General features: G+C 39.0%; 22 protein-coding genes. 7 read left to right on the forward strand and 15 right to left on the reverse strand.

What is annotated here, in order from left to right:
* Nucleotides 1-190: 190 nt before the first annotated feature.
* The 4 genes from OLM56_RS08895 to OLM56_RS08910 form a co-directional block, all read right to left on the reverse strand.
* Nucleotides 191-760: an anthranilate synthase component II gene (locus OLM56_RS08895; protein ID WP_264526691.1), complete on the reverse strand. Its 570-nt coding sequence runs from the start codon at nucleotides 758-760 to the stop codon at nucleotides 191-193.
* 206 nt (nucleotides 761-966) lie between these two features.
* Nucleotides 967-1,536 (reverse strand): YceI family protein, encoded by a 570-nt coding sequence (locus OLM56_RS08900; RefSeq protein WP_264526692.1) that lies wholly within the window; start codon nucleotides 1,534-1,536, stop codon nucleotides 967-969.
* Between the two features lie 26 nt (nucleotides 1,537-1,562).
* Nucleotides 1,563-2,195, reverse strand: a complete 633-nt coding sequence (locus OLM56_RS08905) for an NAD(P)H-dependent oxidoreductase (protein ID WP_121377440.1) — start codon at nucleotides 2,193-2,195, stop codon at nucleotides 1,563-1,565.
* 8 nt (nucleotides 2,196-2,203) lie between these two features.
* Nucleotides 2,204-2,665 (reverse strand): MarR family winged helix-turn-helix transcriptional regulator, encoded by a 462-nt coding sequence (locus tag OLM56_RS08910; protein WP_264526693.1) that lies wholly within the window; start codon nucleotides 2,663-2,665, stop codon nucleotides 2,204-2,206.
* A gap of 148 nt (nucleotides 2,666-2,813) precedes the next feature.
* Here OLM56_RS08910 and OLM56_RS08915 point away from each other — a divergent pair, with 148 nt between their 5' ends.
* Genes OLM56_RS08915 through OLM56_RS08930 form a run of 4 tightly spaced genes read left to right on the forward strand, consistent with a single transcriptional unit; the run spans nucleotide 2,814 to nucleotide 4,765 of the window.
* Nucleotides 2,814-3,347 (forward strand): TlpA disulfide reductase family protein, encoded by a 534-nt coding sequence (locus tag OLM56_RS08915; protein WP_264526694.1) that lies wholly within the window; start codon nucleotides 2,814-2,816, stop codon nucleotides 3,345-3,347.
* A 23-nt stretch (nucleotides 3,348-3,370) separates the two neighbouring features.
* Entirely contained in the window at nucleotides 3,371-3,988 is a 618-nt protein-coding gene (locus tag OLM56_RS08920; protein ID WP_121377437.1) for a thioredoxin family protein, read from the forward strand.
* 20 nt (nucleotides 3,989-4,008) lie between these two features.
* Nucleotides 4,009-4,323: a rhodanese-like domain-containing protein gene (locus OLM56_RS08925; RefSeq protein ID WP_264526695.1), complete on the forward strand. Its 315-nt coding sequence runs from the start codon at nucleotides 4,009-4,011 to the stop codon at nucleotides 4,321-4,323.
* A gap of 55 nt (nucleotides 4,324-4,378) precedes the next feature.
* Nucleotides 4,379-4,765 carry a rhodanese-like domain-containing protein gene (locus OLM56_RS08930; RefSeq protein WP_264526696.1) on the forward strand — a complete coding sequence of 129 codons (387 nt, stop codon included), beginning with the start codon at nucleotides 4,379-4,381 and terminating at the stop codon, nucleotides 4,763-4,765.
* Here the strand turns inward: OLM56_RS08930 and OLM56_RS08935 are convergent, their stop codons facing one another.
* The 5 genes from OLM56_RS08935 to OLM56_RS08955 all read right to left on the reverse strand — a co-directional run bounded on the left by OLM56_RS08935 (nucleotide 4,766) and on the right by OLM56_RS08955 (nucleotide 10,989).
* Nucleotides 4,766-5,587 (reverse strand): DUF4249 domain-containing protein, encoded by an 822-nt coding sequence (locus tag OLM56_RS08935; RefSeq protein ID WP_264526697.1) that lies wholly within the window; start codon nucleotides 5,585-5,587, stop codon nucleotides 4,766-4,768.
* A gap of 16 nt (nucleotides 5,588-5,603) precedes the next feature.
* Nucleotides 5,604-7,982, reverse strand: coding sequence for a TonB-dependent receptor (locus OLM56_RS08940; RefSeq protein WP_264526698.1), 2,379 nt, complete (start codon nucleotides 7,980-7,982; stop codon nucleotides 5,604-5,606).
* Between the two features lie 151 nt (nucleotides 7,983-8,133).
* The gene (locus OLM56_RS08945; RefSeq protein ID WP_264526699.1) at nucleotides 8,134-9,915 is read right to left on the reverse strand and encodes an ATP-binding protein; all 1,782 of its coding nucleotides are present in this window, start codon (nucleotides 9,913-9,915) and stop codon (nucleotides 8,134-8,136) included.
* 18 nt (nucleotides 9,916-9,933) lie between these two features.
* Nucleotides 9,934-10,386: a response regulator gene (locus tag OLM56_RS08950; RefSeq protein ID WP_264526700.1), complete on the reverse strand. Its 453-nt coding sequence runs from the start codon at nucleotides 10,384-10,386 to the stop codon at nucleotides 9,934-9,936.
* 45 nt (nucleotides 10,387-10,431) lie between these two features.
* Nucleotides 10,432-10,989 carry a helix-turn-helix domain-containing protein gene (locus tag OLM56_RS08955; protein ID WP_121377431.1) on the reverse strand — a complete coding sequence of 186 codons (558 nt, stop codon included), beginning with the start codon at nucleotides 10,987-10,989 and terminating at the stop codon, nucleotides 10,432-10,434.
* Between the two features lie 481 nt (nucleotides 10,990-11,470).
* Between OLM56_RS08955 and OLM56_RS08960 the strand changes: the two genes are divergently transcribed.
* Entirely contained in the window at nucleotides 11,471-11,782 is a 312-nt protein-coding gene (locus OLM56_RS08960) for a hypothetical protein (RefSeq protein ID WP_182493976.1), read from the forward strand.
* A gap of 78 nt (nucleotides 11,783-11,860) precedes the next feature.
* On the opposite strand, the gene OLM56_RS08965 is transcribed toward OLM56_RS08960, so the two are convergent.
* From OLM56_RS08965 to OLM56_RS08990, 6 genes are all read right to left on the reverse strand, one after another.
* Entirely contained in the window at nucleotides 11,861-12,112 is a 252-nt protein-coding gene (locus OLM56_RS08965) for a hypothetical protein (RefSeq protein ID WP_121377429.1), read from the reverse strand.
* Nucleotides 12,113-12,200: 88 nt separating this feature from the next.
* Complete coding sequence (locus OLM56_RS08970; RefSeq protein WP_264526701.1) at nucleotides 12,201-13,055, reverse strand: SDR family oxidoreductase; 855 nt, start codon at nucleotides 13,053-13,055, stop codon at nucleotides 12,201-12,203.
* A gap of 344 nt (nucleotides 13,056-13,399) precedes the next feature.
* A complete protein-coding gene (locus tag OLM56_RS08975; protein ID WP_121377427.1) occupies nucleotides 13,400-13,597 on the reverse strand; it encodes a hypothetical protein in 198 nt (65 codons plus the stop codon).
* Nucleotides 13,598-13,747: 150 nt separating this feature from the next.
* Nucleotides 13,748-15,682 carry an OmpA family protein gene (locus tag OLM56_RS08980; protein WP_264526702.1) on the reverse strand — a complete coding sequence of 645 codons (1,935 nt, stop codon included), beginning with the start codon at nucleotides 15,680-15,682 and terminating at the stop codon, nucleotides 13,748-13,750.
* Nucleotides 15,683-15,693: 11 nt separating this feature from the next.
* Nucleotides 15,694-16,620 (reverse strand): type IX secretion system membrane protein PorP/SprF, encoded by a 927-nt coding sequence (locus OLM56_RS08985; RefSeq protein ID WP_264526703.1) that lies wholly within the window; start codon nucleotides 16,618-16,620, stop codon nucleotides 15,694-15,696.
* 37 nt (nucleotides 16,621-16,657) lie between these two features.
* Entirely contained in the window at nucleotides 16,658-23,683 is a 7,026-nt protein-coding gene (locus OLM56_RS08990) for a gliding motility-associated C-terminal domain-containing protein (RefSeq protein ID WP_264526704.1), read from the reverse strand.
* Between the two features lie 409 nt (nucleotides 23,684-24,092).
* Here OLM56_RS08990 and OLM56_RS08995 point away from each other — a divergent pair, with 409 nt between their 5' ends.
* Nucleotides 24,093-24,806, forward strand: coding sequence for a helix-turn-helix domain-containing protein (locus OLM56_RS08995; RefSeq protein ID WP_121377423.1), 714 nt, complete (start codon nucleotides 24,093-24,095; stop codon nucleotides 24,804-24,806).
* A 188-nt stretch (nucleotides 24,807-24,994) separates the two neighbouring features.
* Nucleotides 24,995-25,432 (forward strand): hypothetical protein, encoded by a 438-nt coding sequence (locus OLM56_RS09000; RefSeq protein ID WP_264526705.1) that lies wholly within the window; start codon nucleotides 24,995-24,997, stop codon nucleotides 25,430-25,432.
* The last annotated feature ends 59 nt before the right edge of the window (nucleotides 25,433-25,491 follow it).

A 25,491-nucleotide genomic window follows, 5' to 3' on the forward strand; every position in this document is an offset into this window, starting at 1 on the left:
TTTGTGCATCATTAAATCAGGTACAAAATTAAACACTTGTTTAAATTAAACGATTGTTTAATTTTTGTTTAACATTTTTTTAACGAAAAACGTTTGAGAAAATGACGATAGATAATTTCTATATTGATTTTTTAAATAATTTTAATTCAGACTATTGAATTTAATTATATAAACTAATAGATTAGTATTGTTAATTGCTAACCCAATTTTCTAGAATTTGTTTTCCCAATGGTGTCAAGATGGATTCAGGATGAAATTGTACTCCTTTTACGTCGAAATTTTTGTGGCGTAGCGACATGATTTCTCCGTTCTCGTCTACCGAAGTAATTTCTAAATCCGAACCTAAATTTGATTTTTCTACGACCCAAGAATGGTATCTTCCGACCATAAATTCGTTCGGAATATTTGCAAAAAGCGATTCGTCTTCGACCAAAATTTTTGCTTTTGAGGCTGTTCCGTGGTATACTTTTTCGAGATTTTTGAGCGTCGAACCGAAGACTTCGCCGATGGCTTGGTGTCCTAAACAGATGCCTAAAATGCTTTTTGAGGGAGCATATTCTTTAATAATATCTTTTAATAAACCGGCTTCGGATGGAATTCCGGCACCTGGAGAAAGCAATATTTTGTCGTAGTTTTTGACTTCTTCGAGCTCGATTTCATCGTTTCGGAGAACCGTAACCTTGCAATTTAGAGCTTCTAAATAGTGAACTAGATTGTAGGTAAAGCTGTCGTAATTGTCTACTACAAGTATGTTTTTCATCGGAATAGTTGTTGTTTTATTTGGCAAAGTTACGGAAGTTTTTTGGAGCGATACGTCCGCGAAAGGGATAGCAGCGGCATCCTTTTGCGGCATGAAATGGAGCAAAAGATAGAGCGGATAGCCCGACCCGAAGGGATTCGCCCTAATAAAAAAATCCCTGCCAGAAGAACATCTGACAGGGACTTGGGAAAAATAATTGTTTGGAATTAGAATTTTAAATCTACAGCTAATTCGAATTCGTCGTAGATTGCTTTGTCGCCTAGGCCTTCGAAGAAGTTTCCAGAACCGTATTTGATACCGTATTTAGTTCTGTCTACTTTTAAAGCTGCTGTAGCGTTATTTTTGTTAACTGTGATATCAAATTTCACAGCGTTTGTAACGTCTTTGATCGTTAAATCTGCAGTTACAGAATAAACGTTATCTGATTTTTTCCCGATTGATTTAAATACCAATTTAGCTGTTGGGTATTTGTCAGTTCCGAAGAAATCGTCAGCTTTCAAGTGTCCGTCTAGTTTTTCTTTTCCTTGACCTGCTTTCAAGTCTGTAGTAGAAATTGTTGTCATGTCAACTGTAAAGTTTCCTCCAGCAAGTTTGTTGCTTTTGAAAACAAGAACGCCGCTTTTTAGGTCGATTGTACCTTCGTGCTGTCCTGTTACTTTTTTACCAACCCAGTTGATTTTGCTAGCTTTTACATCAACTTTTTTCTCTTGTGCCGTTGCTGTAAATGATCCGAATGCTACTAAAAGAGCGATTGCAATAGTCTTGAAATTTTTCATTGTTTTTAATTGAATTAAGGTTATTATTATAAATTGATAAATAATTCTTCGTTAGATTTTCTCACTTTTTTAAAATGCTGTGTGGCATCTTCTTCATGGCGGTAGCCTAAAGTAGCGATTGTAGAAGCGTTTAGGCCTAATTTGTCTAGTCCAAGTACTTCATTTACTTGTTCGGCATCAAAGCCTTCCATTGGAGTAGCGTCGATTTTTAGCTCAGCTGCAGCATTCAAAAGATTAGCTAAAGCTATATAGGTTTGTTTTGATGTCCAGTGGTTTCTTGATTCTAATGGCAGAGTTGAAATTTTTGATTTCATGAAATCAACATATCCTTGGATGCTCTCTGCAGGAATTCCTCTTGTTTCAACAATGTTCTGTGCGTAAGAATCGATTCCGTTATCTCCAAAATTAGTTTGATTTGCAAAGATGATCAAATGCGAAGCATCTACAATTTGAGATTGACCCCAAGCAACTGGCTGTAATTTTGCTCTTAATTCTGGCGTTTCGACGATTAAGATTTTGTATGGCTGAAGGCCGTAAGAGGAAGCACTAAGTCTGATTGCTTCTTTGATTGTTTCTAAATCTTGGTCTGATATTTTTCTTGTTGCATCGAATTTTTTCGTTGCATATCTCCAATTCAGGTTATTTATAATTGCACTCATTTTTAAATTTATTGATTAATTGTTCTTAATTTTTCTAGTAAATAATTCAGCTGTTCAAGTTCTTCAGCGGAAAGTTTTTGTGCCAAAAGGCATTCGTGATGTTCTACTTTTGGATTAAGATCGGCTAAAAGTTCCAATCCTTTTTCTGTAATGGCGATTTCCATTTTCCTTCTATTCCCAGGACAGATTTCTCGAGTCACGAGCTCTTTCAGAAGCAATTTGTCAACCAGCCTGGTGGTATTGCTAGTCTTGGCAATCATCCGTTCTTGGATAACGCACATGTTGGTTGGCTTGCCATTCTGACCTTTTAGAATTCTTAAGACATTGAACTGTTCTGGCGATAAATCGTAGGCTTTCAGTATCTCGTTGAATTTTTCTGCTAAGACGTTTTGCGTGTACATAATGTTCAGCACCGTCTTTTTTCCGATTGCCATAGGAGAGGTCGTTTTGATGATTTCTTCTATTTTCATTATTGTAATTACAAAATTTGTATGTACAAATGTAGTACTATTTTTAATTGTATATACAAATGTGGATTAAATTTTTGTTAAATAAATGATGTCGGTACGTAGAATGCTTATTTTTATTGGGTTTAAAGACAAAATAAATTTTTTATAAATGAAGAAAATTATTGCCATTAGTATCGTTTTTCTGCTTGTTTCTTGCAAATCTGAGGAGAAAAAGGAAGCAATTTCTAATCCAAAACCATTAAAAACCTACTCAAAAGACGGTATTTCTATCGATTCGTATAATTTTTTAGGCCTTGAGCCCTATCTGAAAAAGGATAATGATACTACTTATGTGGTTAATTTTTGGGCGACTTGGTGTGTTCCATGTGTAGAAGAACTTCCCAATTTTGAAAAGCTGAATGCAGAATATAAAGACAAAAAGGTAAAAGTACTTTTAGTAAGCATCGATTTTCCGAAAATGGCAGAGACCAAGTTACTGCCTTTTGTCAAAAAAAATAATCTTAAATCAGAAGTCGTGTTGCTGAATGATCCAGATGCTAATACATGGATTAACAAAGTGGATTCTACATGGAGTGGCGCGATTCCGGCGACAATTATCTATAAAGGCGATAAGCGCCGTTTTTATGAAAAGAGCTTTTCATTTGAAGAACTTGAAAACGAGATGAAGCAATTCCAGAACTAAAATCAAACTATAAACATCATACTATGAAAACAATTAAAATTTTTGCTTTTGTATTGCTTGCAGGGCTTGCAAGCGCTTTTACGTATAAAAATATGGATGCCGCTGCTGGTTATAAAGTAGGCGACATTGCAACAGATTTCAGCTTGAAGAACATCGACAATAAGAAAGTTTCCCTGAAAGATTTCAAAGATGCCAAAGGCTTTATCGTGATTTTTACCTGCAATCACTGTCCGTATGCTCAAGCATATGAAGATCGAATCGTAGCTTTAGATAAAAAATATAAAAAACTAGGCTATCCTGTAATCGCGATTAATCCGAACAATCCTGAAAAACAAAAGGATGACAGTTTTGACCTGATGAAAGTTAAAGCAAAAGAAAAAGGATTTACTTTCCCGTATTTATTAGATGAAGGACAAAAAATCTATCCTCAGTATGGAGCTACAAAAACACCACATGTGTATATCTTGCAGAAAACAGCAAAAGGAAACCAGGTGAAATACATCGGTGCTATTGATGATAATTATGGAGATGAAAAAGCAGTTAAGGAAAAATATGTAGAAAAAGCAGTGGATGCTCTTTTGAAAAATAAAGAAGTAGTAGTTAAAGAGACCAAAGCTATTGGATGTTCCATCAAAGCATAATACTTTTACAGAAAAAAATAATGAATATATCACAAGAACAATGGTGGTCGCAATTACAGGAAGATGAAAATGCTGTAATTATTGACGTAAGAACCGAAGACGAATACAATCGAGGAATGATTCCTGGAGCCAAAAACATTGATATTTATAAAGGCCAAGGGTTTATCTATGAAGTAGAAGAACTAGACAAGACCAAGAACTATTATGTGTATTGCCAGGCAGGAATGCGAAGTGCAAAGGCCTGCGACGTAATGGGGCAGCTTGGTTTTGATACGACTTATAATCTTATAGGCGGAATGTCTGAATGGGACGGACCTGTTGAATTACCAGAATAAAAAAAGGAGCATATCGCTCCTTTTTTTATTACTTTTAGGCCTTAATTTCTAAGATATGAAGACTAGATTATTTTCTTTATTGTTACTCCTGATAGGTTTTTCTTCCTGCCAATCACAGAGCAAATCCCCTGAATTGGTTTCTCCTGAAGTTTTTGCTAAAAAAACCGAAGCCGCTGCTGTACAGTTGGTCGATGTCAGAACTCCGAAAGAATACAAGCAAGGCCATCTGAAAGGAGCTGAAAATATCCATCTTTATGACCAAGATTTCGTTGACCGAATCAATAAGCTTGATAAAACCAAGCCAGTTTATGTCTACTGCAAAGCAGGCGGGAGAAGCGCTGAGGCAGTCGAAATAATGCAGGCTCAAGGTTTTCAAAACATTATAGAGCTTAAAGGCGGCACCGATTCTTGGACAGAAAGTGGCAAGCCTTTAGAACAATAATTATTCTATCGTATAGGTCATGTCGACTCTTTCCGATACTCTAAAATATCCTAAAGCATAATTGCTGCTGTTGGTCTGATTGATAATGTTTCCTCTTACGTTCGCCGGTGTTGTCTGGAATGGACCGCCACCACCGCCTTCGGAAATACCGATCAAGATATACATATAGTTATAGTAGCGCTCTGAAATTCCCAATAGAGAAATGTTGAGTTCGTCGCCAGTTACAAAGTCTTCGTGCGTGAAAACGCCAAACATTTCATTTCCTTGAAAGAATTTGTCGTCTAGGACATCATAATCAGGGTAAGGTAGTCGGCCTGTCACAAATTTGCTCAAGTAGAAATTGTCTTCATTGCCATTATCGTTATAGAAGAACTTAACTTCGGTATCATCGCCTGAAAATCCACCTTCATTATTTTGTTCTGTCCTTGTAATTTCAGGAACAGCCATCATCTTTTCTGTTGCTGTATAGGTCTGTCCATCACGGACTACAGTCAAGACATAGGTTTCTCCTATCACCGGCTGAAAATCGGTGCAGAAATATTCTCCGGTTCCGGGAGTTTCTGTAAAAGTAAAGACCGTATTGCTGCTGTTCGTAACAAAAACAGTAGCATTAGAAACTACAGGAATGATGCTTTGGAAATACCCAGTCGTAGTTGTCAGTTTGATTTTCTGCGAAGCTCCGTCGGTTCCTTTGACCCAGTCGATCGAAGCATCGATGACAAGTCTTGGTGGAGCCGTGTTTAGATCGACATCAACTACTTCTTCACAGCTGAAGAAAAGTATTGATAAGAAAAGAATGGCTATATATTTTATATTTTTCATGATATCGTTTGTCTGATTAGAATTTGAAATTGTAGGTTACGCTTGGTATGACTCCGAAGATCGAAAGTCGTACGGCTTCATTTCTTCCAGTATCTTCATTCTGCCTAAAGGTCATCGAAGCAGAATTCATACGGTTGTATAAGTTGTAGATGCTGAAAACCCATTCGCCTTGCCAGCCTTTTTTCTTATCTGGTTTTGGAACATAAGTTGCCGAAACATCTAAGTGATGGTAGGCTGGAAGACGGTCGTCATTTCGAGCTCCGTAACTCGGAACAATAATACCGCCATATTCATACTGACCGTTCGGATAAGTAACCGGCTGTCCTGATTGCAATGCAAATGTACTTCCGAAAGACCATTTGTCGTTTAAGCTATAAGATGCGGTAACAGCCAAATTGTGCGTTTTATCATAACCAGTGCTGTACCATTTTCCGTTGTTGATTCCTGTTTCTGCAGCCGTTCTTCCCGGTGTCTGCTGTTCAGAACGAGATAAAGTATATGAAATCCAGCCATTTAATTTGCCTGAATTTTTTCGTAATAATACTTCCAAACCATACGATCTAGACTTTCCGTTCAAGACTACTTGTTCGATAGCTTCATTGGCAATAAGATCGGCTCCGTCGATATAATCGATTCTGTTTTTTACTTTTTTGTAATAGATTTCGGTTTCCAAAGTATAATCGTCGTTGTGGAAATTTCTGAAATATCCTAAAGCTACCTGATCCAAAAGCTGCGGCTTGATGAATTTGTCGCTAGGCGCCCAAACGTCCAGAGGAGTGGGAGAAGAGGTATTCGAAATCAAGTGGATGTACTGGCTCATTCGGTTGTAGCTTGCTTTGATGGACTGATTGTCGCTTAGCTGATAAGATACGGCAAGGCGAGGCTCAAGATTGTCGAAAGAAGCGATTGTCTTGCCACTGCCAAAGTGTTCGGTTCCTATTGGTTTTCCTTTTTCGTAAATCTGAAGTTCTTGGTTGAAAGTCACGGCTTCATTGTTGGCATAGATATTCATGTCTTGCTGTCCAAGGCGATAGAACATGCTATAGCGAAGACCATAATTGACACTAAGTTTTTCAGTCACTTCCTGCTCTGCGTCGATATAAAGTGCAGGTTCGAGAGCGTATTTTTTGTCCAATTGGTCGTGGTTGATTCCTGAAGAGGGGCCTGTAGGCGAAATAGTTCCTGGGTTGAAATCATAATAGACCACATTTAGGCCATAGGTCATTTTTAGCTTTTCGCTTATATAATGCTTGAAATCATATTTGAAGTTGTAATTCTTGATTCCAGAATCCCAGTTCAATCCAACGAAATCGAGCTTAAGTCCATAGTAATAATCGCTGTAGATCATAGACATGTTGGAGAATAACTTATCCGAAAAAAGATGGTTCCATCTCAAGTTCAATACCGCATTTCCATACACATTATTGAACTGGTCGTTGATGTCAAAAACGTCTCTTCCGAAATATCCGGATAAAAAGAGGCTGTTGTTGTCATTCAGCTTGTAGCTCAATTTAGTATTTAGGTCATAAAAATAGGCGCTGTTGTTATTATCAGTAAGCTTTAAAAACAAATGTGCATACGAGCTTCTTCCTGCTACAAGAAAGGAACCTTTTCCTTTCTCGATAGGCCCTTCTGCTAAAAGTCGGCTGGAAATCAGTCCGATACCACCATTCATGTGGAATTCATTGCTATTTCCTTCTTTTTGGTAGATATCCAATACTGAAGAAACGCGGCCTCCGAAACGAGAAGGAATGCCTCCTTTGTATAGTTTCAGGTCTTTAATAGCGTCTGAATTAAAAACAGAAAAGAATCCGAATAAGTGAGATGAATTATAAATCAGGGCTTCGTCAAGAAGGATAAGATTCTGGTCGGCTGCTCCGCCTCGTACATTAAATCCTGATGAACCTTCGCCTGCATTCGTAACTCCAGGCAGTTGAAGAATTGATTTTAGGATGTCGGTTTCTCCTAATACTGCGGGCATTTTTTTAATTTCCTGAATGGAGAGCTTGTTCACGCTCATTTCAGGTTTTTTGATATTAGCAATGTTTTTTCTTTCGGTAATTACGATTTCATCAAGATTCTGGGTAGTACTTTCCAAGCTGATGTTTTTCCGAAGATTTTGCTGCAACGATATTTTTTCTTCAGAAGTCTGGAATCCCATGTAGCTGATTTGAAGCGTGTAATCGCCTTTTGGGACAGAGAGGGAGAAGAAGCCGTATTCGTTTGTGGTTGTCCCCGATTGTAGTTCAGGGATGAAGATGTTGACCCCGATCAGGGTTTCATTGCTCTGGGAGTTGACAATCGTACCGCTTATGGTGACTTTGTCTTGGGCTTTTGCCCAGCTTCCGATGAGGAAGAGCAGGATTAATAAAGGAACGTTCGTTTTTTGATTCATGATTGATTTGATTGTTATTGTTCTGTGAGAAAATTCACTTTCTAGAAAACGCCTATGTTTAAGAATTATTTTACAAAAACATAATTTAACGTTTCAGAACGTAGGACGACAAACAAATCGGAATGTTACATTATTTAACTTTAAGAAATCTTTATTTAGGGAGATAGAGGATAAAAACAGAACCAATATCAGGCTTGCCTTCGGCTTTGATAAATCCGTTATGGTTTTCGATAATCTTTTTGCAGATGGCGAGCCCTATCCCGGTTCCGGAATAATCAATGTCTGTTTCGAGTCGCTTGAAGAGCATAAAGATCTTTTCAGAGAATTCTTGCTTGAATCCTATTCCGTTATCGGTTACGGTTATCTTGTAGTATTTTTTATCGGAAAGTTCGATATCATTGATTTTCTCTCCGTTTTTGATTTTTACTGCTTTGATCTTAATGACCGGAGATGTGGTTTCTTTACTGTATTTTAGCGAATTAGAAATAAGATTAACGAATAATTGGTGTATCTGGAACGGAATTGTATTTAGTTTCGGCAAGTTGCCAATTTCGATTACTGCGTTTTTTTCTTCGATGTTTAGAGCAAGTTCATGAACCACATCTTCGAGAAGCTTGTTAAGGTTGGTCTTTACAAAAACTTTGTCGTCTTTTATGGTTTTTGAATAGTCGACCAAATCCATCATCAGGTTCTGCATCCTATTCGCAGCATTTTTGATTTTTGAGAAATAATCCCTTCCTTTTTCTGAAATAGTTTCAAAATCAGAATCTTCAATCCTAGAAATAAACATTTGTATTTTTCGAAGAGGCTCCTGCAAGTCATGACTCACGATCTGGTTGAACGATTCTAATTCAGCATTCATAGCAATCAGCGTCCTGTTTTTTTCTTCCAATGCCAGCTTGTTCGTGTATTCTTCGGTAATATCATTGCTGACGCCAATCTTGACAAGTTCTCCTTTGCTGTTATGCGTAAAATCTCCTGTTGAGTTGATGTATCTTATTTCACCGTCTTGGCGCACAATCCTATAGATCATTGATGTTGGCGTATGATTTCGCATTGACTCTTCATGCTGTCTTACCGCGTCTTCTACGTCATCTGGGTGGATAAAAGGAGTAAAGTTGTCTAGATTTTGTTCAAAAGCATGTGGCTTGAGTCCTAATATCCGAAAGAAATTATCGGAATAAAAAAACTTGCCTGTCTTGACGTTTATTTTCCAATGACTTATTCCTGCTACTTTTTCAGCATTATCAGAAACTTGGTTGACAAATTTCAGCTCTTCGTTCAGCTTCCTTACTTTTACGAAATCAAGGTTTATCTTGTTGAGGGAAAATAACAATACGACCAAAGTTATGATTGTGAGCGAAAAAGCTGTGATTGTTGACGTTTCAATATCATAACGATGATTGATATTGTGCAATTTTAACTTCGTAACTTCCTTATCAATAAGTTTGTATATTTTTTGTTGGATAGCTTTTGTCTGCATGTTTCCTTCAATTAATTTGGCATGCAGTAGGGCAGGATCGGTAATTTTTGAATTGGAAATGGCCAAGACTTCTTCAAAAAGCGCTAGCCTTTTTTGGATATCTTTGCTCAGGTTTTCGATATTCTGGATATCTTCGCGACTTGAATAACCGGTTTTTAGCTGGGAAAGACCGTTGAAGAGTTTTCGTTTAAGTTGCAGATTGTTTTCATAAAAAAGGGAATCTTTGGTAATGATATAGCTTCGGATCCCGCTTTCCCTTTGGATTATTTCGGTGATGATTTTTTCGAGCTCAAATTGTTTCTTATTAGAATCCGAAATCAAATCTACAGATTGGTTCAAGCTTTTCATCTGGATATGAAAAACGATAGCGACGCTTATCACCAAAATAAAAGATACCCCTAGAGCTGTTCTGTAAACAAGTGTAGGGGTAAGTAATTCCTTTAATTTCATATCCTTTAGTTTTCGCCTTTATATGCTGAAAAAGAAAGTGTCTTTGTTTAATCCAGAAGTATGGAATTGCCAATTTATATTGACGACTTCTTTAAGCACTTTTTTCAAATTCGTAAAATCATTTGGCTTTTTGATGTAGATGTTGGCACCGCCTACAAACGTTTCTTCTATGTCTTTTTCTGCCGATGAGGTAGAATAGATGGCTATGGATATATCCTTGAATTTAGAATTCTGCCTAATTTCTTTGAGGCATTCATTCCCATTCTTGCTCGGCATGTTTAAATCTAAGAATAAAATATGGGGCAGGATCGTATCCGGATGTTCCAAGTAATCCATCAATTCTCTTCCGTTTTTGAAAACGGTCAGATTGTTGTTGATTTTTAATTCTTTTATTGCATCATTAAAAAAATTGCGATCATCTTCATCATCATCTGCAAGCATAATATTTATCGGAGACTTATCCTTAATCATGGTTTAGGTTTTTTTTTGATATCTCAAATATAGCGTTTAATTTCTTTATTCCTTAGTCATGTTGCGCCTTTTATCGACAATCCTTTTAAACATTGAAGGCGTAAGCCCTGTTGTTTTTTTGAATTGTCCGGATAAATGGGCTACGCTGCTGTAATTCAATTTATAAGAAACTTCTGTCAATGTGAGTCCGTCTTCTATAATTAGCTTTTTGGCTCGCTCTATTTTCTGCATGATTATATAATTCTCTATTGAGGTATAGGTATGCTCAGAAAATATATTCGAAATATAGCCGTAGCTAAGATTGAGTTTATCCGAAAGATAAGATGAAATGGTCGAGGTAGGGAGTTTGTCTTTTTCATATACCATTTCTACTATAGTGTCTTTTATTTTTTGGATGAGCTGGCTTTTTTGGTTATCGAGCATTTCGATACCGTATTTTTTTAGGGCCTCTCTCAGCTGGGAATAGATTTCTTCAGGAATTGCTTCCTTGAATTCGATCTCGCCTAAGTCTAAAAGCTGGTATTGAATGCCAAATTTTTCAAGTTGTTCTTGCAAAATTACCCTGCAAGCTTGGTTAATATCATATTTGATGTATAGTTTCATATTCGTGTCGCAGATTAGGACAATAAATTTATTAAAAAATGTTCTAAGTCCTATCGTTTCTCACCGACTATTCACATGAATTTTTAATTGCATATAGTTTTTAGTTAGGAGTCAGCTACTTAACGATATAAAAATGGAATGCTTTATAAAGCATTCCATTTTTTATAAATTGAGATTCATAGCATTTTCTCCCGTTTTAATCAATTGATAGGTTTTTACGTTAATTTTATTTTATTTTTTAATAAATTGGTTTAGTTTGTTTTACAAATCTCAGTTTTGTTAATACGTAAATAGTTACATTATTAATATTTTAATTTATATAATTTCTATTCTTATTGTGAAATAGAGGCAAATTTTCTGTTTTCATTCTATAACTATTTCTTAAAATTATGTAAAAATTTTTGTTAACAAAATTATAACTTTGATAACTAAGGTAAAATGTACCTGCCCAATTTATTAGTTCAATTAAAAACACAAAATCATGAAAATAGCATCCTTATTCTTATCGATTTTTGTTTTCGCAATTGCCGCCTATTTCTTTGCGGTCGATTTTAGAAGCTCTTTTGAGCTGAACTATATTATCTATATGAGCCTGTTGTTAATCTTGATGTCGATATGTGTCGTTGGGATTATGATTAATTTGCCGCTGTTCATTCGTGGAAGGCGGAAGGTGAATGTGTTTTTATACAGCAATTTTTCACAAAAAAAGCTTGCGGCGAAACACAAGCGAATCATGAGGCTGAAACAGCATAATCATTTCAAGGAAGAACCAAAATATCAAGATACTGTTTAGTTTATGCAAGTATACTAAATGCAAAACGGCTTATAACCATAGCATAAGCCGTTTTTTTATTTTCTAAGCTGGACGCTTCTATAATACTGCATTTTTTAGCTTTGAAGCTTCGTAATGTTTTTTGTTTACTGTTTTTTCTTCTCCTTTCGGAAGAGTACTCAACGATTCTCTTTCTCTTTTTCTGTAGCCTTTGTGGAATAGTTTGTCTTCCATGTCCGATGCCTTGTCGCACATTGCATCCCAGTGCCCAGTTTTTTTCATGATCATTCTGGCTACTGCTACGGCAGCAAATCCAGCTGCAATTCCTAATATTAAGTTTTTGGTTTTCATTGTGTTAATGTATTAGTTATTTTTTGATACTTAAATTTACGATTTTAAAAACGGTTATGTATTAATGATTTTATAAAATTTGAGATTTTTAGCCTCCGACAATTTCTCCGCCGTTAATATGTAATATCTGGCCGGTCATATAACTTGCGTCTTGGCTGGCCAAAAAAACATAAGCTGGCGCGACTTCGCTTGGTTGTCCTGCTCTGCCCATTGGGGTATCTTTGCCAAATTTCTTGACTTCTTTCCCATCAAAACTCGAAGGAATCAAAGGCGTCCATATGGGTCCAGGGGCTACACCGTTGACACGAATGCCTTTTTCTGCGAGCATATTCGAGGCAGAACGCGTGAAGGAAACAATAGAGCCTTTGGTGCTCGAATAATCTAAAAGGTGCGCGCTTCCGCGATAGGCTGTTACAGAGGTGGTATTAATGATGGTGTCGCCTTTTTTCATGTGCTTCATCGCTTCGATTGAAACATAAAAAAAGGGAAATATATTTGTCTCGAAAGTTTCTAGAATCTGTTTTTTGTCTATTTTCTGGATTTCTTTTTCTGGAAATTGAACAGCGGCATTGTTGACCAAAATATTCAAAGAGCCAAATTTTGCTATAGTTTTCTTGACAATGTTTCTGCAGAAAGCTTCTTTTTTAAGATCGCCTTTTAGCAGCAGGCATTCTTGACCTTCTTCAAGAATCATTTTTTTGGTGTCTTCGGCATCTTTGGTTTCGTTATAATAAGCAATAGCAATATTGGCTCCTTCTCTCGCAAAGTGAACGGCTACGCTTCTTCCTATACCGCTATCGCCGCCGGTAATCAATGCCGTTTTTCCTTTTAGCTTGTTGCTTCCAGTATAGTCCTTGCGGATAATTTCGGGTTCCGGAATCATTTTATATTCTTTTCCGGGTTGGGATTGCTGCTGAGCGGGAAAAGAGTCTGGCTTTTTCATGTCAAAGAGATTTTCGGTTTTAAAAAACAGAAGTAAAAAAGGAATCCCTGCTCTTTAGTAGCAGGGATTCCTGAATAAATAATCCCCAAAATTAAATAATTGGGCCCTCACCCAATTACCTAGTAGGTTTGCGATCAAAAATCATCATCAGTCGGATATCCCTCCAATAGGTCGTCATTAATATCTGCAACTGCACATATCATGGACGGACTGAAAAATCCCATTAGCCAATCAGGCAGTTTGGATTTCAGATCTATCGAGTTTTCCGACCCAAGATTTAGATTACGGTTGTTTTTATTATGATTCTCTTCCATGTCTAGATTCCTTTGAAATGTTTTGACGTATTATGGCGTAGGCGTTTTTGTCGTATCTGTAGGAACGGCCATAGTGTCTGGAGCAGGCGTGGTGGCTGGTTCTACATTGGTGGTGTCGACAATATCTACATCAACATTTGTTTCTGTCGGTTTTTCTTTGCAGGAGATAGTCATACTCATCATAACAATGGCTGCCGCGAAGAATAATTTACTGGCTATACTTTTCATACTTTATTTTTTAGGTTACTATATTCAAATTTCTCCTTTTTAAGACAAAAACCTCTTACACAATTAATAGAAAAAGTTATATGATGTGTTTTAACGCAAAAAGGACTGCTTTTTTACGGCAGTCCTAACGCAATCAAAATCCCCAAAAATCTACTTTTCAATAACGATAAAGTCGGAACGCCTGTTGGCCAGATGTTCAGCTTCGGTACATTTTATTCCGTTTTTGCATTTGTTTGTCAAGCGGCTCTCGCCATACCCGATGGCGCTTTCGATACGCGATGGATCGATTCCTTTTGACAAAATATAAGTTCTTGTTGATTTTGCTCTGCTGTCTGAAAGCTTCATGTTGTAAGCATCTTTTCCTCTTGAATCGGTATGAGACTCAATCTTGATCTTGATGTTCGGAAACTTAGACATCGCAAAAACGACTTTGTCTAATTCTGTAGCTGCTTGTGGCGTGATGTCTGACTTATCATAATCGAAGAAGATTGGATTGATGTCGATTTTTTCTTTATCGCCATCAATAACAACTAAATCCTCGTATTTGCTCAACTCAAAATCCACGTCTTTGATTTCGGCACCGTTGACTTTTTTACTTTCCAGCTCTTTTTCGTCTGTGCTATGGCCAGGTTTTGTAGCAGAAACTTTGACTTTCATGCCGCACGGAACGCTAATTCTATACGTTCCGAAAGTATTGGTCGCTACTTCAGAGATTTTATCGCCAAACATATCCGCAACAATTACCGTTGCTTCTGCAATAGGCAGCTTGCTTTTCGAATTGGTCACTTTGCCAGAAACCCACTGATTGCAAGGAGCTTTTTCTTTGGTAAAATAATAAAGGTCGTCGTCGCCTTTGCCTTGTGCGCGGTTGGAAGAAAAGTAGCCGTAAGTATCTTTCGGGTCTACGATATACGCAAAATCATCTTTGTTGCTGTTTATCGGCGCTCCTAAGTTTTTAGGCTCAGAAAAAGTTGCATCTTGTTTGAATTTGCTTTCATAGATATCAAGGCCTCCCCAGCCAAAATGTCCATCTGAAGCAAAATACAGTATGCCGTTCGAAAACGAAGGAAACATGTCGTTACCTGCGGTATTTATTTCAGGACCTAGATTTTTTGGCGGGCCGATAGTACCATCTTCTGCAATTTGGCAGACATACAAGTCTGAACCTCCGTATCCTCCAGGCATATCCGAAGCAAAGAACAGCCATTTCCCGTCTTCGCTCAAGGCTGGATGTCCTGCGGAATATTTCTTGTTGTTGAAGAAAATATCTTGAGGTTTGGTCAGCTTTCCATCGGCAATAGTGCCTTTTACGATCTTGAAATTGTTGGTGCCTTCCTCGTCGTTAACGAGTTTCTTTTTGCGGACAATATTGGTCGAATAGTAAACAGTCTGCAGGTCTGGCGTAAAAGCAACCGTAGCTTCGTGATATTTGGTCATGGCATTCGGAAGAAAAACAGTCTCGTTAAATAGGCTTCCATTAGCCGTATTTCTTTCTGCTACATAGAGATTCAAGAAAGGCTGCCTGTTCCAGTTATAAAGCTTTTCCTTGAATTTTGTAGTGTCCTTGCTTGAAGAATAGACTACCTTGTCACCATAAAAAGCCGGTCCGAAATCAGACTTGTCGGTATTGATTTCTAAATTGCGGATCGTATACAAAGGCTTTTCTTTAGACAAGCTGTCCATCTGTTTTTTTAGCCTTGTATAATTGGCAATCCTTTTTTGGTCGCCCTTGCTGGCAAGATATTCTTTGGTGATTTTATCGGCCTTGTCATAATCTAACACGCCTTTTAAGGATTCTATATACCTGATAAAATAATCGTCTGGAATGCTCGTGCCTTGGATATCATATAGTTTTTGGTACCATTTGAGCGCATTTCGCTTATCGTCGATGTAGTAGAATGAATCTCCAGCATTTTTGAGTGTCTGCGTTGAAGGCGATTTTTCTTTCTCCAGATATTCTTCATAAGCCTTTGAAGCATCTACATAAGAAAACTCCTTGAATAACTTGTTGGCCTTCTTTAAATTGCTTTGTGCGCTAACAGATGCGATGCTAAGGCACAGGAATAGTATGTATATATTTTTCATGAGCTTGTTTTTTAGAAGAATCGTTGCGATTTGATTTGACTTGTTTTTCTAGACAATTGGTAGCGCAGGATGATCTCGTGAGAACCATCATTGTATTTGTTGAGGTCGGTCGTGGTATAATCGTACGAATATCCAACGAAGAAATCTTTCGAAATCTGAAACCCGGCCAAAGCACTAACGGAATCATCCCAGCGGTATCCAGCACCCAGAGTAAATTTCTCTTGGATAAGGAAATTGGCCGAAACGTCTACAGAGATAGGCGCTCCGCTCACTCCTCGGGCTAAAACAGCCGGTTTAAACTTGAAATTGTCTGAAAAATTAAAAACATAGCCTCCGATAAGATAGTAGTGAAGCCTTTCGATCTGCACGGATTCTTGAATGTCATCATAATAATCGCCTTTAATAAAGCTTGGAACAGAAGCTCCGACATACCAATTGTCAGAATACAAATAAGCTCCGGCTCCAATAGAAGGCGTTATTTTGTTATTGATGTTCGTGTTTAGCATGGCATCAGAACCGTCATAAAATCTTCCTTTCGACCAATCGACGTTCAAGACTCTAGCTCCGGCTTTTACTCCAAAAGCGAGTTTGGTTTTGTAGCTGAACATTAGCGTGTAGGAGAAATTTCCGTCAAGGTAAATTTCATTAGAAGGACCTAGGTTGTCGTTTACGGCTGTAAATCCCAAACCGATCCTGTCATTTGCCAGCGGACTGTGAAGCGTAAAAGCTTGCGTCGACGGAGCGCCGTCTATTCCGACCCATTGCGAGCGATGCAACAGGACCGCTTCAAGCGTTGCTGTTGATCCTGCATAACCTGGATTTACTGTCAGGGGATTATACATGTATTGCGTATATCCCGGGTCTTGTTGCGCATTGGTTTTTATCGAAATCAAGATAAAAAGAAATGCTATGCTGATTTTGTATATAGTGATTTTCATACTCTTGCTATTTTTAAATTGAAATTATCCTTTGGAATTAGCGGATTAAATAAAGCCATCCGCTTTTTGTTCCAGTTCCATCACCTAAATCAAGAATATAATAGTACGTTCCGGTCGGAAGTTTTTTGTCTTCATTGATAGGAGAGTTGACATTCGCAGTTCCGTCCCAAGTATTTTGGTAGGCTCTGGTCTTATAAACTTCAACACCATAGCGGTTGTGAATCTGCAATGTGTTGTTTGGATAATTCTCAATGCAGTCAATTCGGAATAAATCGTTATCACCGTCATTATTCGGACTGAATTCATTGTATACAACCAGACATATAGGCTCAATAGAAAGTCGTGCTACGTTATTGCTTAGATCAGAATCTGAAGGATTCGAAGAGGCTATAGTAACCGTATTTTCATAATTTCCTGTCGATAGCACTTTTACCGTAATCTGCAACGTAGCTGTTTGTCCAGTTCCTAGGTTAGGAATAGTCCAAACTCCAGAAGTATTAGAATAGGTTCCAAAGGAAGCGTTTGAACTTATGTATTGGAAACCGCTCTGCAATGGCTCGTTGATTATTAAATCGGTAAAATGGCTTAGACCGCTATTAGTTACAGTAATCGTAAATACTATATTTTCGTCTATGCTCGGTCTAAGATTGCTTGCTGTCTTGCTGATCGTAATGTCTGAGCAGACTCCGATAGTAATATCTCGCGTAGCAAAATTATCGCTTGAACAGCCTGTAGTATTCGTGAAAGTAACGCTTATGGTTCCTGTTCCTACGCTATTCCAGGTTACAGTAGCAAAATTATCTGTGGTCTGGCCACCAGCTGTAATAGTACCGCCAGTAGCATCCCAAATATAATCTGACATTCCTGCTGCAGTAGTGTAAGTTACAGCTTCAGAATAACAAGCTTCATTGCCTCCGCCAGTAATTACTGCTAGGCCGTCGGTCAAGAATTGAACTGTAATCGCTAGCCTTGTGGCGCTTTGACAAGTTCCATCGCTTAAAGCAACATAATAAATGCCTGCTACTAATGGCGTTGTTGAGGCTAAGGCATTTCCTCCGTTCGGCGTGTTGTAGAACACGACGTTGGTTTCATTTACCTGAAGGTCGGCTACCGTCGGTCCGTCTGCTTGACAGAATTCCTGAGTAGGATCGTTTGTCGTCGGCGTATTTGGATTGTTTACTGTAACCGTAATCGCAAGCCTGTTGATGCTTTGGCATATACCGTCTACAGTGACTGCATAATAAATTCCGCTAGTCAGTGCGGTTGTCGGAGCTAAAAGGTTGCCTCCGGTTGGCGCATCATAAAAAGCGATGCTCGTTCCGTTGACTTGGATACTTGCTACAGTTGGCGCGTCAGACAGACAGAAACTTTGCGATGCATTGTTTGTCGTTGGAGTAGAAGGATTCGTTATGGTTACTGTAATGGCAAGCCTAGCTTCACTTTCGCAGATTCCATTTTGGATAGAAGCATAATAAACTCCAGATGTCAATACCGTAGTAGTTGGTACCAGATTGCCGCCTGTCGGTGCGTCATAAAATATGACACCAGCTTCATTGACTTGTATGTTTCCGACTGTCGGATTGTTAGCCTGGCAGAAATTCTGCGTCGTACTGTCCGTTGTAGGAATTCCGACTACAGTTATCGTTACTGCAATTTCAAGGCGCGTTACGCTTTCGCATCCTGTTGCATCTAACAAACTCGCATAATAGGTTCCGTTGGTCAAGGCATCTGTCGGAGCTAAAGCAGTTCCGCCTGAAGGCAGGTTATAGAAGACAACATTCGGTTCGTTTACTTGTAAATCAGCAACTGTAGGATTTTCAGATCGGCAGAATTCCTGCGTATTATCATTTGTTGTCGGCGTTGCAGGATTGCTTATCGTTACCGTGATTGCAAGCCTTACAGCGCTTTCACAATCGCCTACTTGAAGCGCTACATAATAAATTCCAGCAGTCAACGGAGCGGTCGTAGCCAATGGCGTGCCGCCTGTCAGTACATCATAAAATACAACATTCGACTCATTGATGTCTAAATCCCCAATTGTCGGATTGTTCGCCAAACAGAAATTCTGTGTCGTATTTTTTGTCGTTGGCGTAGCAGGATTTGCCACAATAACGGTTATGGCTAATCGCGTTTCGCTTTGGCAAATACCATCTGTTAGCGCGGCATAGTAAATTCCGCTAGTCAAGGCTGCTGTTGGAGCATATTGGCTTCCTCCGGTTGGAGCATTGAAGAAAATTACATTCGTTTCATTGGTCTGAATGCTTGCTACGGTCGGATTGTCTTCCAGACAGAAATCTTGCGTATTGTCATTAGTTGTCGGTATTCCGATTATGGTAATGTTGACTGTAATTTCAAGACGTATTACGCTTTCGCATCCTGTCGGGTCTAATAAGCTGGCATAATAAGTTCCGCTTGTCAAAGCATCTGTTAATGCTAATGGCGTGCCGCCAGTTGGCGCGCTATAGAAAATTACATTGGTTTGATTAACATCCAAATCAGCTACAGTCGGATTATCGCCTTGGCAGAAGTTTTGCGTAGGCGTATCTGTTGTCGGCGTTCCCGGATCGGTAATTGTCACTGTAATTGCTAATCTGATTTCACTTTCACAAGTTCCGTCTAAGATGGTAGCGAAATAAATTCCAGGAGTCAGCGGTGTTGTTGGAGCCAGCTGATTGCCGCCTACCAACGCATCGTAAAATACAACATTGGCTTCATTTACTTGGATAGAGGCCACTGTTGGATTAGCCAGCTGACAAAAGTTTTGGATAGGTTCGGCTGTTGTCGGTGTCGGAGGATTTCCGATCGTAACAGTAATGGCCAATCTCAGATCGCTTTCGCAATCGCCGTCAATCTGTGCGGCATAATAGATTCCTGGAGCCAACGGAGTCGTTGTTGGTAGCGGAACTCCGCCTATCGGTAAGTTATAAAAGACAACGTTTGGCTCATTTACCTGCAAGTCGGCAACCGTTGGATCGTTTGTGCTACAGAAATTCTGAGTCGGATCTCCTGTTGTTGGGGCAGGAGGGTTTCCAACAGTCACTGTAACTGCTTGAAGGTTTCCTGCTGTGTTCAGACAAGTCGTATCGCTGGTTACTGCAACATAATAAGTAAATGGACTTCCGGCTGTAAGCAGGCCTGTTATAGAAAGTGTTCCGCCAGTTCCGAGCGCATACGTGATACCGCCAATTGTACCATTTGTGATAGGCTGTGTCGTATCGTTTGTGAAATAATAAGTGAACTGCGGATTTGCCAGCGTACTTGTAGGCGTAAGCGTGACAGTGCTATTTAGACAGACAGTCTTATCGTCAATCGATACATCTCCAGCGGTTGAAGGTGGCAAGATGGTAAAAGTTACTTGCGTTCTATCTGCTAAAGCAGTCTGACAGTATTCATCGGAACTGATGCCTACGAAATAGGTGTACGTTCCTGGCGCAAGCCCTGTCAATGAAAGGCTGGAATCGGTTTCTGACGGAATCAATGTTTGCGTTGTGCCGCTAAGGCTGTACCAGTAGAAAACAGGATTAGTAATAGTTAGTGTCGTATTCAAGACAGCATCCAATACTACGTTTCCTGTAGTCGAACAGAAGGAAGTCGTATTGCCTCCGTTGATTTGAACCGAGGCTATTGCGTCTTCTGGTGCTGTTTCTGTAACCGTTACGCTTACTCTGCCTCGTGACATAAACTCGCATCCAAATCGAACAGGCTGAATGTAATAGACATGTTGTCCGGCTGACAATCCATCAGGAATTGTAAATGAATTTCCTGTCGAGACAATATTGCCTCCAACTCTGGCATCGTACCATATAAAAGACGTACAGGCTATGGAATCGGCTTCCAGTGTAATCGTTTCTCCTTGACAAGCTTCAATAGCATTATTGATATCGGAACCTTCAATCTTAGTATTGGCAACTCTTTCAATATTGTGAATTCTTAATTGGTCTAAGACATTGGCAACACCTCCAAATCGTATCCTGATTCGGTCAAAAGATTCTTGAGGAACGATGGTAAGAATGGCTTCTTGGTCGCCAGGTAACAGCTGTAAATTTAATAAGACACTTGAATTGTCGATTGGCGCACCAGACAAAGCATCGTTTAACATAGGCTGTATGCTTAGTCCCGCAAGAAGATTGAGCGTCAATAACGTGCTTGGTCTTGAAATTCTTATTTTTAAAGTATCCCCTACGATTGAAGGAGTCCTGAAAACTGCCGTAAGCTCGGCTGCCGCTAAAATTCCCGCACCGCTAAATAGGGTCGCAAAAGAAGTTTCGCTGTTGTCTATGGCATTACGAGGTGTACCTACGCCAACTAATGCTGTCGCTGCGCCAACTCCTAAATCAATAGCTCCAAAAAGAACATCTTCGGCATCGCCAGTTCCGCAGGCAACTTGAGTAACCGGATTCTTGTAATACGCTTCATAGACTTTAGCGCTTTGGGCAACGCTTACAAGCGAAGTAATTTCTATTCTTACGCCGTCATAAGCCTGAGGGCCTGTATTGTTTGACGGGACGAAAGTGTATTCAAAGTTGTTTTGTCCTGATAATAAATTAAGAAGCGAACCCGAAACCGGCTGTAGCGTACCTACATCTACCGGAACTCCCGAACCATTTCTTTTTGTACCTACGACAGAAAAGCCGCCTACAAGAGTGAGTCCGCTATATTCAGAGCCTAATTTTAAGGTAACTGCAGTTCCGGCTGGAATAGTTTCATTCCATTCTAAAATCTGTGAAGTGGTTCCTATACCCAAAAGTCCTATTCCTGTTGTAATAGTAGAAAACGTCTGAGGATTTCCATCTGCGGCACTTCCGGCATTGATTACGCCGCCCGTGAGTATGGTATTCCAACGCTGAGAATCGGCATAATTTCTTTCTGTCAGCGGAGGACATTCAGCAGGATCGAGTACGGTTATCGTTACACTTCCGCTTCTAGAGCATGTTCCGTCTACGGCTATCACGGTAAAAGTATATATCCCAGCAGTTGCGAACGGACCTGCAATATTAGAAGGAAGCGCAGTTCCTGTTGCAGTATACCATGTGATAGTTCCTGTAGAAATAGCATTTAGAGTAACTGTATTTCCAATTTGGGTAACCAGAGCCGTATTTGCAATAGCAAGACTTGGCTGTGGGTTTACTGTAACTACAACTGGAAGTACATCCGAAGAACAAGAAGTATTCGCACTCTGTGCTTGGATATAAAAGGTACCGCTAGAGGTTATATTGGATGCTGCTTCCGGCGTAATAGGAGTGTTGGAAGCATCAAAGAAAATATAAGTGTTGTTTGGACTGAGGTTCAGTATCGCATCAGCTAGATTAACAGAACCGCATCCTGAGATGGCAGATTGTACTTGCAGCGAAAGTACGGTAGAGAAATTTACAGTAACTTCTTTAAGGGTGTTGGCCGCATTTTCGCAGAGTCCGCCTGAAGTTAAAGATATAAAATAGGAGTAAGGCGAATCGGTAGCATTTAGCCCACTGATAGTAAGTGCTCCCGTAACTGGATCTTTTACATACGTTACTCCTGCATCGCCGGTATACCCAGTCGTGATTTCTTGCGTCTTATTTTGGTCGGTATAGTATCGAATAAGAGCGCCTCCCAAGCTTGTCGTTGGCGAAAGCGTTATGTTTCCTTGACAGGCAGTGAGCGTGTCGGGAATATTGATGTCGGCAGCAGTCGGAACGGCTATCACCTTAACAGGAACCGCGACTCTTCGCGATTCTTCCGTACATCCGATTTTTGCGGCAGCGACATAAAATACAGTATCACTGTTTAGTTGTGTAGTTTGAAATGGAACACCAGATGCGACTGTTCCTAAAGCAACACCGCCTTGAGCAGTATTGTACCATCTGATTTCATTTCCAGGCGCTGTAGTTGCAATTAGAGAAGCCGTAGTTCCTGAGCATATTATCGCGTTCAAGGTAAATGGGTCGGTGATGGTCGGCAGTTTAGGAACGCGAACAATATCGTATAAGTCAAGGCTCTGTGTCAGCTGCAGGTTGAGCAAGGAAGAATAGCGAATCGTAATTCTATCGGCAGGTGCATTTGGGGCAAAAGGGATGGAAGCGATTTGATTTCCTTGCAGTAGCGTCAGAAGGTCAAGATTGAGCAGTGAGTTCAATGACCGCGAATCTACGATTGCAGGACCGTTGTAAGCAATGATTTGGATATTGTTCGCGACACCTAAAGCTAATAGGGAGGGGTCTACTTTCAGTCTGATGTCAAATTCATCTGTCGTCTCGGAAAGGCCGTCAAAATAAACGGTCTGCTCGATTGAGGCTGCTACGCCCAAGATTCCGAGACTTAATTTAGAGAAACTGTTTGGATTAGAATCTAATACGTTTTGCGGATTAATTACGCCGGCACCGCCCAGATTTAATAAATCAAGGCTGATACCTTCTCCACTATACGAAGTATAAGAAGCATAGCCGCAATTGTCTGCGTCAGAAATATAAAATGCATCATAGACGCCAAGTTCTTTAGTGTTGAATAGGCCTAGCAAGCTGCCAATCCTGTTTCTGAGTCGGATTCTATTATAAGGCTGAGACGGAGTGATGGCAATAAAAAAGGCACCTGTCTCGTCTGTCACGATTCGGAGCCTTTCTGTGGCAAATTCGCCAATGTCTTGGCTGTCACCCTGGAGAATTATGCTATTTCCGTTTTTTGCCTGGACCGTAAATTCTTGATTTCCTATCAATACAGCACCTAATACGTTAGAAAGTAAGTTTCCAAGACTTCCGCCCAGCAATGCCGGAAGGAGATTCTCGTCTGTTTGTATTTTTACATAAGAAGTAGTATTCGCAGGCAAAGGCGCCGGATACTCTAGTTCGATATAGCCAGAATAGGCTCCAATCCCTAAGGCTAGTCCTGAACTAGCTCTGACGGCAGCTTTAGTAGCGAGGTTTCCGTCAACTGCATTAGAGGAAAGATCAGTGTTGTTTTCGCTTGAAACTGCCGTAGCATAAACTCTAGTGGATTGCGCACTGAGAGGATTATGGTAAAAGAGCAGTAAAAGAAAAATAGGAAAGTATCGAAAATAATACGCCCCTAGAAAAGTAAAATTAATTTTCATAAGCAAAGCATTTAGTTAATAGATAGATTTTGGGAACCTTTGTTTTTAACGGGAAATTAATAGTTTTCTTAAAGTTTTTCTTACATTTTTATTGTAAATGAGTAATTATGAATAATTTATAATATGTTTTGAGTGGTATTTTTAGAAAAAGTATATATTTGTTTTCGAATTGTTATTAATCTTTAAAACGTAATAATTCATCCCCAAATTTCCAAAAGCGCGCCCTCATAGATTCATCCTGTGATATGACTTTATGCTTGGTGTTTAAAAAATACCACGAGTCCTTGTGAATATTTTTTAAAAAAATGCTTTATGAATAGATTGTGCAGTCAATTTCATAAAGTGGATTTTTAACGGAATTCATAATTTAATTTTATCTTATGATAAAGTTACAATACATTTTGCGAATATGCAAGAAAATAAATCACAAAACGCGATTAGCGTTATCGAAAGATTGAAGAAAGCGCTGAAAATCAAGACAGATATTGAATTATCTGAATTTTTGAATATTAAGCCGAATACCATTTCTACATGGAAAAAAAGAAATAGCGTAGATTTTGATTCGATAATCACAATTTGCGAGTTATACGAACTCGACCTGAACGAGATATTCTTAAACAAGAAAAAAGCTGGTTCTTTTACTAATCACACTCCTCTTATTTCTCGCGAAGTACAATTTCAATATGCAAAAGGAAACGATGTGGTCTCTTTGCTCGATATTCTCCCGAAATACAGTTTTCCTTTTATTATAGAAGAAGACTCCAGAGTGTTTCAAGTGGTAAGCAATAACATGTTTCCAGTCATAGATGAAAACTCATTCGTGATTTGTGAAAGAATAGATGTTGATAGGATTGAAAACGACTCTATAATCGTTGTAATCAGCCGAGAAAAAGGACTGTTTATTAACCGTGTGGCCAAAAGCATTTATGATGATCATATTTTTGTGCTGAGCAATGAAAATGATTTTTACAGCAGCGTCAAATTAAGCGTTGTCGAAATCGCAGAAGCCTGGGTAGTTAGAGGTGTGTTGTCTTATGATGTGAATAATGCGAATAAGTTCAAGTTTATGAACGAAAGCATCAAAAGGATAAACAAGTTCCTAGACGACACTAAAGTCAAATAATACTTTTTTAAAATATAAGATTAGCAACTGATTGGCAGAGTACTTGGATGATAAGCATTCTGCCTGTTTGGTTGCATAGGTAGCTGAATTTCTGCAAAGCTGACCTAATAAATAAAATTACCTTAAAATTATGTAACGATTTTAGAATTAGATATAAATAATTTTGTGTCCTATAAGCAATAGGAATTATGAAATTACTTTGTTTCTTACTACTCCTTTTTTGCTCCAAAAGTTTTTCGCAAACTTTTGGAAAGACTCCTATTGCTATCTATCCGTCTCCCATAGAAGAAAAGGACATGTCCTATTATAAATGGTATACCCATCCGGAAGAAGAAAACATCTATATCATTAACTTCGAGCGTGACATTAACGGATTTATTACGGCCTTCAAGGAAGTAAGACGATTACTTTCCGAAAACAACCTCAAGTTTGAAGAAACCATCAGCGATATGTCTTCATTCCATCCGAGCCTGCAGTCGGAACACAGTTACGAAGAACTGCACAATTCCGTAAAAGAAGAAAAGTCAAAAATTTTCATGACTTGGAATTCAGGAAGGGACTTTCTGACGCTTTTTTTAAAGCATGATATCTATATGCTGATAGTAGGCAATAAAAAGCCAGAATGAGATTCTTTATTCCGCAATTTTGACAAATGACACTCAAACCAAAAACTAATATTTAAAAT

This window comes from Flavobacterium sp. N2550 (assembly GCF_025947265.1).
Taxonomy (GTDB): domain Bacteria; phylum Bacteroidota; class Bacteroidia; order Flavobacteriales; family Flavobacteriaceae; genus Flavobacterium; species Flavobacterium endophyticum.